6 protein-coding genes are annotated in these 11,919 nt (G+C 57.6%); all 6 read right to left on the reverse strand.

Features of this window, described 5'->3' with window-relative positions; all coding sequences use genetic code 11:
* Window positions 1-70: 70 nt before the first annotated feature.
* The gene (ispG, locus tag KGP22_RS16565) at window positions 71-1,189 is read right to left on the reverse strand and encodes a flavodoxin-dependent (E)-4-hydroxy-3-methylbut-2-enyl-diphosphate synthase (protein ID WP_133294915.1); all 1,119 of its coding nucleotides are present in this window, start codon (window positions 1,187-1,189) and stop codon (window positions 71-73) included.
* 26 nt (window positions 1,190-1,215) lie between these two features.
* Window positions 1,216-2,229, reverse strand: a complete 1,014-nt coding sequence (gene rodZ / locus KGP22_RS16570; protein WP_111965151.1) for a cytoskeleton protein RodZ — start codon at window positions 2,227-2,229, stop codon at window positions 1,216-1,218.
* Window positions 2,230-2,521: 292 nt separating this feature from the next.
* The gene (locus KGP22_RS16575) at window positions 2,522-3,688 is read right to left on the reverse strand and encodes a bifunctional tRNA (adenosine(37)-C2)-methyltransferase TrmG/ribosomal RNA large subunit methyltransferase RlmN (protein ID WP_014171168.1); all 1,167 of its coding nucleotides are present in this window, start codon (window positions 3,686-3,688) and stop codon (window positions 2,522-2,524) included.
* Window positions 3,689-3,857: 169 nt separating this feature from the next.
* Window positions 3,858-4,289 (reverse strand): nucleoside-diphosphate kinase, encoded by a 432-nt coding sequence (ndk, locus tag KGP22_RS16580; protein WP_003860625.1) that lies wholly within the window; start codon window positions 4,287-4,289, stop codon window positions 3,858-3,860.
* 156 nt (window positions 4,290-4,445) lie between these two features.
* Complete coding sequence (gene pbpC, locus KGP22_RS16585) at window positions 4,446-6,770, reverse strand: peptidoglycan glycosyltransferase PbpC (RefSeq protein WP_223580219.1); 2,325 nt, start codon at window positions 6,768-6,770, stop codon at window positions 4,446-4,448.
* A 1-nt stretch (window position 6,771) separates the two neighbouring features.
* Entirely contained in the window at window positions 6,772-11,724 is a 4,953-nt protein-coding gene (locus KGP22_RS16590; RefSeq protein ID WP_223580221.1) for an alpha-2-macroglobulin, read from the reverse strand.
* Between the last annotated feature and the right edge of the window lie 195 nt (window positions 11,725-11,919).

The raw sequence follows: 11,919 nt of genomic DNA on the forward strand, positions 1-11,919 counted from the left end.
TTTCTATATACAAAAAAAACCCAAAGAATGGGTTCAATCATACATGGGAAGCGGCACGCTTCCCATCACGTTATTTTTCAACCTGCTGGATGCTGATACGCTGTGTCTCGTCCATCATGGCGGCTTTGGCGCGGATGCGGGCTTCAAGCTGGTCGATCATGTCGCTATTATCCAGACGATCTTTACGAACGCCATCTTCATAGAGACCACTTTTCTTGTTACCGCCGGTCACGCCCAGGGTTGACACCAGCGCTTCACCCGGGCCGTTTACCACACAGCCGATGATGGAGACGTCCATCGGGGTGATAATGTCTTCCAGACGTTGCTCCAGGGCATTCACCGTCCCGATCACATCAAACTCCTGACGTGAGCAGGTTGGGCAGGCAATGAAGTTGATCCCACGCGCGCGAATACGCAGCGACTTCAGGATATCGAAACCGACTTTGATCTCTTCGACCGGATCGGCCGCCAGCGAGACGCGCAGGGTGTCACCAATCCCTTCTGAGAGCAATAGCCCAAGACCGATCGCGGATTTTACCGAGCCGCTGCGCAGGCCGCCCGCTTCGGTGATCCCGAGATGCAGAGGCTGGTCGATCTGCTTTGCCAGCAGGCGATAAGACTCTACCGCCAGGAACACGTCGGACGCTTTTACGCTGACTTTGAACCGATCGAAGTTAAGACGATCGAGATGATCGACGTGACGCATAGCGGATTCGAGCAGCGCCTGTGGCGTAGGCTCGCCGTATTTTTCCTGCAGGTCTTTTTCCAGGGAACCGGCGTTAACGCCAATACGGATAGGGATATTTTTATCGCGGGCGCAGTCCACGACCATGCGGATACGCTCTTCGTTACCGATGTTGCCCGGATTAATACGCAGGCAATCGACGCCGTATTCGGCCACTTTCAGTGCGATGCGGTAGTCGAAGTGGATATCAGCCACCAGCGGAACGCTGACCTGCTGTTTGATCAGTTTGAACGCCTCTGCGGCATCCATGGTCGGGACGGAGACGCGAACAATGTCCGCACCTACACGCTCTAATGCTTTGATTTGGTTGACCGTCGCTTCTACATCGGTGGTGCGCGTGTTGGTCATCGACTGAACGGCGATAGGTGCCCCATCGCCGATTGGCACATTCCCAACGTAAATCCGTTTCGATTTTCTACGTTGAATCGGAGCCTGGTTATGCATGAAAAATCTCCCGCGTTGCCCGTCTGTTACTGTGCTGCTGATTGTTCGGCATTAACGGTAAGACGTGCAACCTGGTTAGTTCTGATAAAGCGGCTCAGGTCGACAGGTTTTCCTTGATACTGGATCTGTACCGCTGCCGGAGCGCCGATTTTAAGTTTATAAGGAGCCTGGCCGATTAGATTTAACGTGCCATCTTTACGCTGCAGGCCGCTGAACAGTTTTTTACCTGTCGCGTCAGTAACTTCCAGCCAGCAGTCGGCGCTGAAATTCATCACCAGTGCGTTAGGATCGGCTGCTGTCGCAGTATCCGCCGGGCTGGTTGGCAGAGACGCTGCGGTATTGTCTGCAGGCTGAGTAGCCGCAGGCGCGTTCGCCGCCGTATCAACATTTGCCTGAGAAGGGGCAACAACCGCGTTTTGATCCTGAGCCTGCGGCGCAGTGGTGTCAGCCGTTGCTGCAGGAGCCTGTGCCGCACCGGTTGCAGACGCGTCTGGCGCTGCGGTCTGTGGTTCGCTGGAGGACGCCGCACCGTCGGTATTCAGCGGCACGCTCTGGGCGTTATCATTTCCGGCCTGGTTGAGTTCAGCAGACGATTGATCGGCCATGGTGGTGATCTCTTCCTGCTGCGCCTTGTGGTTTTGCCACCACCATGCACCGGTCAGACCGATCACCACAAACAGCACCAGCCAGGTAAAGCTCATCAGCCAGCCATCACGTTTTTTACGACGTTTCCCCAGAGAGAAGGTCTGCATCGGCGCAACTTTTGCTGCACGGACCGGCGCCTGCTTCTCCATCATTGGCAGTAATTCGTTTTCGGGGATATGCACCAGTTTTGCGTAAGAGCGGATATAACCGCGCAAGAACGTTGAAGCCAGATCGGCAGGTGCCTTATCTTCTTCAATATCGCGGACCGTGGAAACCTTCAGGCACAAGCGTTCCGCAACGGCTTGCTGGCTGAGTCCGAGTTGTTCACGGGCGTTGCGAAGACGAACGCCAGTGGAGAGTGCTTCATGTTGGTCGTGAGTGGCTTCAGTATTCATTCGCTACAACTACTGGTACGTGAAAAATAAGGGTTCAGGTGCCGGTGAGTCACAATGCTACCCGCACCGCGAAACTTCTGGTCAGTTAACCTTGAACAGAGAGTATAAGACTGTCAGCCCGGAGATGACAGTACAGCCCTGCCCGTACGGCTAAACTGTTGTTACGTCGTTACATACTGCCCGAAACTCGGATGAAACGCACCGTAATTATTGTTCAGTCATCACGAATCTGACTGATTATTCATAAGACTATGCCTCACGGCGCAGATAATGCGCCGTGAGTGCATAATAATCAAACAGCTTTAACCGCGATCGTCTCGCCCTGCATGCGTTTACGCAGGGTACGTTTGGTACGGTCAATAACATCGCCCGCCAGCTGTCCGCATGCGGCATCAATGTCATCACCACGGGTTTTACGCACGATGGTGGTGAAACCATATTCCATCAGCACCTTGGAGAAACGGTCGATACGGCTGTTCGAGCTACGGCCATACGGCGCGCCCGGGAACGGGTTCCATGGGATCAGGTTGATTTTGCATGGCGTATCTTTCAGCAATTCAGCCAGCTGATGCGCATGTTCAGTACCGTCGTTGACGTGGTCAAGCATCACGTACTCGATAGTGACGCGGCCCTGGTTGGCGTTGGATTTCTCCAGGTAGCGACGCACCGCAGCGAGGAAGGTTTCGATATTGTACTTTTTGTTGATCGGCACAATTTCGTCACGAATTTCATCGTTTGGCGCGTGCAGGGAGATCGCCAGCGCGACGTCAATCATGTCGCCGAGCTTGTCCAGCGCAGGCACAACGCCAGAAGTAGACAGCGTGACGCGACGCTTGGACAGACCAAAACCGAAGTCATCCAGCATGATTTCCATCGCCGGAACGACGTTGGTCAGGTTCAGCAGCGGCTCACCCATCCCCATCATCACCACGTTGGTGATAGGACGCGTACCGGTTACTTTTGCCGCGCCCACGATTTTCGCGGCACGCCAGACCTGGCCAATAATTTCTGAAACGCGCAGGTTACGGTTAAAGCCTTGCTGCGCGGTTGAGCAGAATTTGCACTCCAGCGCGCAGCCAACCTGGGAGGAGACGCACAGCGTAGCGCGGTCTTCTTCCGGGATGTAGACGGTTTCAACGCGCTGATCGCCAACTGCAATCGCCCATTTGATGGTGCCATCCGCGGAGCGCTGCTCTTCCACCACTTCCGGCGCGCGGATTTCAGCCACTTCTTTGAGCTTGTTGCGCAGCACCTTGTTGATGTCAGTCATGTCATCAAAATTGTCGCTGCAGTAATGGTACATCCACTTCATGACCTGATCGGCACGAAACGGCTTTTCGCCCATCTCTTTAAAGAACTCGCGCATCTGCTGACGGTTCAGATCCAGCAGGTTGATTTTTCCATTTTTATTGGGAACCGCAGGAATGGCGACTTCGGAGGTATTCACTAATTCAGACATAATATTTACCGGCCTCGTTGTTACACGTTATGGCCCATGGAGGGTTAAATAGAAACGCCCCGGAAAGCGGTCTGCTCGTCCGGGGCGTTGCATTGTACAAAGTCTGGCGCAGGGATGCCACGTCTGGACGCGGCATTTACGAAAATAATGTGTAAACGAAACCGTTAAATTAACGGGTACGTGGACACACTTCGCCTTCAGCGAAGAAGAAAGCGATTTCGCGTGCAGCAGATTCAACAGAGTCAGAACCGTGGGTACCGTTCTCGGTGAAGCTATCTGCATAATCAGCGCGCAGAGTACCAGCCAGCGCGTTGTCCGGGTTGGTTGCGCCCAGCAGATCACGGTGACGCTGCACTGCGTTTTCGCCTTCCAGCACGGAGACCACGATTGGACCGGAGGTCATGAACTCAACCAGGCCGTCAAAGAATGGGCGACCTTCGTGCTCAGCGTAGAAGCCGCGAGCCTGCTCAACGGTCAGGTGCAGCATTTTGGTGCCAACAATTTTGAACCCTGCAGATTCAAAGCGAGCGAAGATGCTGCCAATAACGTTTTTTGCCACCGCGTTTGGTTTGATGATGGAAAAAGTACGTTCAATAGCCATGATAACCTCTGTCAATGTTCTGTTGTTTTGCATACCTGAGTATGGTGTGGCGCGGATTATAATGAGCAATGGCGCCATTGCCTATGGATTCAGGTAACATTTTTTTAAAATAAGACGAGTTTTAGCAACAGCTCACATCAGAAAGCTTTTTTCAGGTCACTGCAGCGTAAAATTCACCGTCGCGACCTGCCCGGTCTCATCCATAACGAGTAACTGATAATCGCCCGGTTTATCAAGCTGTAATGTGTAAACTCTTCCCTTCACATTCAGCGGTTCACCGTTCAAAAACCACCAGCGCTCACCGCTATTGCCGGTCGCCTGAAGCGGCAGCGAAACGCGGGGTTCCCCCGGCAGACGTTTGATGACGGCCCCTTCGCGCACGCCTGTCAGAATGAGTGGCGCAGGTGCGTCCTGCGACAGCGGAGGACAGGTTGTTGATGAAGGAGGGACCCGTACCGCACGACGCTCGGTTGCGGGTAGCCACGGCTCCAGCGGCAGTGGCCAGACATCCAGGACTTTCTCTGTAGCATCCGGGCAATCTGCCGCCACGCGTTTACCTGATTTATCCAGCCAGACCGGGAAACGGATCCCGCGTATGCCTTCCTGTTCGGGCAAGAGCAGCGTGGGCGGTTCACTCCCATCCAGCAGCCAGGTCGACAGGCGACGTCGACAGTTTTCACTGCCTTCCGGCAGCGACTGGCCGCCCGGCCAGCAGATTACGCCCCTCCCGACGCTCTCCGGACGCGGATCGCGCGGCAGGCGGGCTTCGTCTACCGTTGAGCGCGACTGAAGCAGGTTATTGACCTGGTTTAATAGCGGCACCGCGCTGGCAAACCCAAACTGTCCCGCCACGGGCGTACCGTCCGGTCGCCCGGTCCAGATGCCTATCACGTAACGGGCATTCAGACCGATGGCCCAGGCATCACGGTAGCCGTAGCTGGTGCCGGTTTTCCACGCCAGCGGCGCAACCTGCGGTAGCGCATTATCCGGCAGCGGCTGCGCTTCATTGGCAAGAATCCGGCGAATAATCCACGCCGAGCCCGGTGATAACAGCGGACGTTCAGTCAGCGGATCGCCCGGCTGCAGGCGCAGCCTTCCCGCCCTACCGTGTCGGGCAAAGGCGCTGTAGGCAGCGGTGATATCTGCCAGCCGCGCGCCTGCCCCGCCGAGGATCAGAGACAGATTTGGCTGCGCCCCCGCTGGCAGGATCAGCGGCAAGCCTGCATTGCTCAGCATCCCGGCAAACCGTTTTGGTCCGTAGGCTTCCAGCACCTGTACGGCCGGCAGGTTGAGAGAGCGCACCAGCGCTTCACTCATGCTGACCGGTCCGTGGAAACCGCTGTCAAAATTTCCCGGGCGATAATCACCGGTTTTTCTTGGAACGTCCTGAAGCAGCGAGGCGGGATGGATCAGTCCTTCATCCAGCGCCATGCCGTAGATAAAGGGCTTTAACACCGATCCCGGCGATCGGATCGCATTGACCATATCCACGTGGCTGAAACGCGTGTCATCGTTGATATCCACCGACCCCACCCAGCCGCGCACTTTCATATCGGTATGATCGACCACGATCATCGCCAGCGAGCTGCGTGCCGGCAGGCGGGATTTCCAGTTCATTGCCAGCTCTTCCAGCTGCCGCTGCAGTCCGGCATCCAGCGTGGTGACAATTTTCGTGTCGCGACTTTTGCCGAGCATCATCCGTGCAAAGAGCGGCGCCAGCTGCGGCATCTGCCGGGGCGCCAGCCATACTGATTCTTCACGGGATTCTTTGACCTGCTTTGCGGACCAGACGCCCTGCGTCGCCATGCGGTCGAGCACTTTGTTGCGTGCCGCTTCGGCCCGCTCAGGCCAGCGGTCCGGGCGTAAACGACTCGGTGCCTGCGGCAGCACCGCCAGCAGCGCCGCGTCGGAATAGCTGAGCTGCGACGGCGGCTTGCCCAGATACGTCCAGCTTGCAGCCCCCACGCCCTGCAGCGTACCGCCAAACGGGGCGCGGTTGAGATAGAGCGTGAGGATCTCACGCTTGGAAAGATGCCACTCCAGCTGCATGGCACGCCAGAGCTGGCGAATTTTGCCGCCAACGGTGCGCGGATGCGGGTCCAGCAGTCGCGCGACCTGCATGGTGAGCGTGCTGCCGCCAGAAACCACTCTTCCGGAAGTGAGATCCTGCCAGGCAGCGCGCAGAACAGAAAGCGGGTTTACGCCGGGGTGATCCCAGAACCAGCGATCTTCATACTGAATCAGCGCCTCAAGATAACGGGGAGATACCTCTTCGATCGTCACCGGATAGCGCCAGATCCCATCGCTATCGGCAAAACGCCAGAGCGGCGTGCCCTTCTCATCCACCACCACCCGGGCAGGGTTAACCTCTTTCAGAGGCAACGGCCACAGGCTGTCGGCGGCGACAATTAGCCCCCATAAAACGAGAAGCGCTCCCGCCAGCCAGAGCCAGCGGGAGCGTGTCAAACGTGCCATTCGCATATTACGGAACAACAATCAGCGGGCCACTGGCCGCCCCCGTTGCCCGCCACTGCGGCACATACATGGACTCGACCATCGGAACCGGCACCTGGTAGGTTCCCGGCGTCACGGCGCGCGCCAGATAGACCAGCGTGACCGGCTGACCTTCATTTACCGGCACGGCGGCCACAAAGCGGTCGTCGCGGAATTCCATATGCTGAATGTCCGCCTGCTGCATCTGGCTGAGCAGGTTCTGTACTTCACTACCGCTGTCCTGCAGGCTGGCGCTGCTGCTTGCCAGGTTCTGGTTTTCCAGCTCCAGACCCGCAGGGAGGAGATCCACCACCAGCGCATCCGGCACGTTCTGGCTGGCTTTAACTTCCAGCCACACCAGCACCAGCTCACCGCTCTTCAGGGAAGAGAGTGATTTAGTACTGCCGTCGGTTGCCAGGATATGACGTTCAACCTGCAGCACGTTCGCGCTCGGCTGAGGGGCGTATTCCGGATAGCCGATGCTGTCCAGACGCACCCACAGCGGAGTCGTGCCGGTATTGGTCACCTGCAGCGCGCCAAGCTGGTCGCCGCTCACGTTTTGTACCAGTGACTTATCGCCGCCTGATGCGGTCTCAGACAGAGAGGTTTTCGCCTGCCATGTACCGAACAAGGTTTGCAGCGAACGTCCGGCCAGGAACAGCGCATTGCTCTCCTGCGTTGACAGCCAGCGCTGGCTGAAGGCCTGTTCAGACAGAGCATTCAGCAGCGTATTCTGCGCATCCGGCAGCAGCTTGTACTCCTCCAGCAGGGAGAGCATCAGCGCGTTATCGCGAAGCTGGCTGCCGTAATCGGCCATCCAGGTTTTGCTGTCGTTACGCGGTGTTTTGAGCGCCAGATCCAGCGCCTGCTGGCTGCGCGGCGCATCGCCCATCAGCTTGAGCGCCATGCCCAGCTGCATCAGCGGTAGCCCGGACGCCGCCTGAGCGTGACGTTCCCAGATTTCACGCAGCGCGCCCAGTGGTGCTTTTTGCTGACGTGCCAGCACCAGAGCGGCATAGGCCTGCACGGCAAATTTACTGGCCTGAGTATCGTCGCTGTAGCGAATGGACATCATGCCCGGATCCTGCAGGTAGCGCAGCAGGCGGCTATTGGCGTTATTCACCGCATCGGCAGGTACGCTGTAACCCTGCTCGCCCGCGCGCACCAGGAAGTCGGTCACGTAGGCCGTCAGCCAGTACTCTTCCGGACCGTTTTTATCCCACAGCGCGAACCCGCCGTCTTCACGCTGCATCTGCAGCAGACGGGAAATACCGATATCAATGGCGGCACGGCGCTTGTCATCGGTGTCGCCCTTGATGCCAAGTGCAGTAAGCTGCGCCGCGTTGGTGTAGAGCGACGGGAACAGGCCGCTGGCGGTCTGCTCCAGGCAGCCATACGGATAGGCCTGCAGCTCACGAATGTAGCGCGCCAGGTTGAGCGGTGGTTTTCCGCTCAGCAGCAGTTGCCCCTGCAGGGTGGCAGGAGAGAAACCGTTACTGTGCTGCGCCGGTGCGGTCCAGGATTCGCCAGGGTTCAGCATGGCACCGGTATTGACCGTCTGCGCCGGGAACGCCGGACGCACGCCGATTTTCCAGCTCTTCTGCTGTGGCGCAAAGGTCTCGCCCGGAAGCTGCAGGCCGGTAACCTGTGCTGTCACCTCACCGTCACCATAGCCTTCCAGCGCACGCACCGGAATAAAGAGGGTGGTTCGTGCCCCCGGAGGCAGTTGCACCGGCTGCGGCTGCCCGCCTTCCAGCGATAATTTGCCTGTTGCGGTCAGGGCAACGTTCAGCGTTTGCGGCTGGTCGGTCAGGTTGGTTAGATCCAGCGTCAGGCGTGAGGTGTCCCCACTTGCCAGGAAGCGTGGGGTATTAAGCTCGGTAATAACCGGCGCGGCCACAATAATCTTGCTTTCACTGCTACCGAAATCGTCCTCCGTCCAGGCCTGCGCCATCAGACGCAGCTCACCGTTAAAGTCTCCAATCGGCAGCGTAATCGTGCCTTCCCCGTTGGCATCCAGCGTGACCGGCTGTGCCTGCTGGGCAATGATGGTGACGTGGTTCACCGGCGGTTTGCCGCCGCGCTTCAGTTCATCCCCATCACCACCGAAGCGCAGCGCAGCCAGGCGGCCCTGCCCTTCAATGACCTGACCATAAATGTCGTAGATATCCGCGCCGTAGCGCTTCTGACCAAAGAAAGCCTGCCAGGGATCCGGCGTCACGTAATCGGTAATGTTCAGCACGCCGCTGTCCACCGCCGATACCAGGACGTTAACCTTCTGCGGCACGGCACCCTCTTTCACGCTGGCTTTCACCTTCACCGAGAGCGTCTGGTTTGGACGCATTTTCTGTGGGTTATCGAGCGCAATATTCAGGCGACGGTTTTCGTCGCCCATCGGCAGATGCAGCAGGCCGACCGCGCGTTTCGGCGTAGCGGATTTGGATTTATCCCCAGGACGTACCACCAGCGTACTCAGATAAAGATCGTGACGTCTCCAGGCTTTGTCGACCGGGATAGCGAGATCAAGCCCGTTTGCCGGTACGTCGATCTCCTTCCACCACAGCGGCCCTTCGCTGGATTCGATCATCGCATAGCCCTTGCCTGCGGCCGGCGCTGCAATGTGCAGATTAATGGTGTCGCCTGGCTGATAGGCTGGCTTATCCAGCTTCAGCGTCACGCGATCAGGGCGCGCTGCCCCAGTGCCGTCGCTGTTATCCTGCCAGCTATACCCCGCCCAAAAACGCACGCTGCTGACCATCTCATCAGGCGCTTTCACCTCCAGACGATAAGAACCCCACTCCACCGGGAAGGTGACTTTACCCGTCTCATCGGCCTTGAGAGTCAGCTCCTGCTCGCCTTCGACCAGGTCTTTCTGATCGAACTGAGACTGCCAGCCTTCGCTCTCAGACCAGTTCCAGAAGTAGTCGCGGCGCTCGCGGATCAGGCGAACCTGTAACCCGGAAACCGCTTTTTTCGCTCCGCTGGCATTGGCATACACGATGTCGAAGCTGGCGTTGCCGTTCTCGTCAACAATCGGTTGGTTGACGGTGGTATCGGTGCGGTAGTCATAAACGGCTTTACTGGCGAACTGAGGGCGAATCCCCGGCAACTCAGCCGCCGGCCAGATAGCCTGCTCAGCACGACGCGTTACCGGACGGCCACCGGACTCCAGCAGGCTGGCCTGCAATATCAGCTGCAGCGGAGAATGCACCTCTTTCCACTGGCTTTCGGTAGAAACCTGCCCACGCCCCTGCTCATCAAGCGTAAGCTGCACTTCATCCAGGCTGCGGCTCAGGTTCTCTTCGGCGATATCGCCAAACTGGAAGCCCGGCAGCGCAGACACCGCGTCACGCAGCGGACGCAGGAAAAGCTGGCCCTGCAGAGAATTACCGTTGGCCGGTGCGCCATACAGGTAATAGCCCACCACGTTAAAGTCGACGTTATCCTGCGGTGATACCGGCGTTTTTTGTCCGCTCAGGTTGAGCGCCATGCGCTCTGGCATGAAGTCTTCGACATGGAAGTCCCACAGACGCTGCAGGTTATCGCCCGTGTTGGCGCGGATATGCCACATGCCGGTCTGCGCTCCGCTGTCCAGCGTATAGTTAAAGCGATAGAGCCCGTTCTCTGGCTTGACGACAATGGTACGCGCGACCTGTCCATCCGGACGCAGCACGTCAAGCTTCACGGGCTGATCCGGAAGTGGCTTACCGTCACTGTCGCGAAGCAGGCCGTTGAGGATCACCGTTTCACCCGGGCGGTAGAGATCGCGCGGGCCAAACATAAAGAACTGCTTGCTGTAGCCGGGGCTACCGGCAATATCGAACTCCGCCAGATCGAGCGCCGGCAGCTTGAGGTCAAGCAGCGTGGTCTGGCCGTCTTTGCTGGCCAGGATCAGCGCGGCCTCTTTGTCGGTTTCAAGCTTCGCATGGCCGTCGGCATCGCTGTTTGCTTCGGCAAGGGTCTGCCCTTTGTCATTCAGCAGGGTAACGGTAACCCCGGACTGCGCCGCCCCGTTTTCCAGGCTCTGGGTGAAGATGTCCAGGCGGTTATGATAACGGTGAGCGGAGAGTCCAATATCGCTTAAGGTAAAGAGCGTCGCGGCGTTGCTGTAATTGTAGTGCCCGGCCTGGTTCATGACCGCGATATAAACGCCAGACTGCTGGAGCGGTTTAATATCCTTCAGAGGCAATAGCAATTTTTCGCGCGTGTTGCGCGCCGGATTAAGATCGAATCGACCGGTGTAAACCAGTTCCGCCATCTTCAGCAGGTTGTCGGATTCCCAGTTGGTCAGCGAGTTACGGTACTCCCACTGGCTAACAAGGGAGGCCAACGATTCAGGCTTCACGCGGTAAAAGTTGACATCGACATTGTTGACGTTGAGCGCCATCACTGGCAGACCTTCCACCACTTTACCCGGCAGCAGCGAGCCGCGGCTGGCAAAACCGACGGTGGGCTCAATGTCCCGGGTGGTCAGGGCTTTCTCATAATTAGTACCAAACGTCGCTTTGTTCAGCGCCTGCAGGCCTGGTTCAACGGTGACGACCAGGTTGCGGTTAGGCTCCAGATGGCGCAGGCGAAGCTCTTTCAGGTTAGGCGCAAGTTCCCACGCCCCGTCAACCTTGCCGCTTTTCTTATCCACGACATGCACTGTTTTCGCGAAATCCTGTTCAGGATTCAGCGGAACAGAAAAGGTCAGCACCAGCGTGGCAGCACCGTCTAGCTGGACTTCAGAGGCATCCAGCAAGGTCAGCGCTTTTCCCTGACTCTGGGCGGCCAGTTTAGCCAGCGTTTCAGCATTGGGCTTTTCCGCGGCTTTTGGTGTGGATGCGGTGGATGCCGCGGGAGCCGCAGCCTGAGATTTATCGTCGCTGTTATCACAGCCGACAAGCGTAAACGTGGTAAGCAGCGCAAGAGAGAGCGCGGCTAAGCGAAACGGTTTCATCCTTTGTCCCTGGCCCAGGGGGCCTGTTGGTCGTCGTCCGGATAAGTATTATCCGCAAGTTTCATTAATTCAAAAAGTCCAATTTTAGAGTCTGGAAAGCGCCTCGCAGAATGGCATCACGCCGCTACGCCGTGATGGAACCGCGATCACAAGACATAACGTCACATGTTACTTTCCAAGTCATTTGTTTTTAAA

Origin of the sequence: Enterobacter sp. JBIWA005 (assembly GCF_019968805.1) — a bacterium.
Lineage (GTDB): Bacteria > Pseudomonadota > Gammaproteobacteria > Enterobacterales > Enterobacteriaceae > Enterobacter > Enterobacter vonholyi.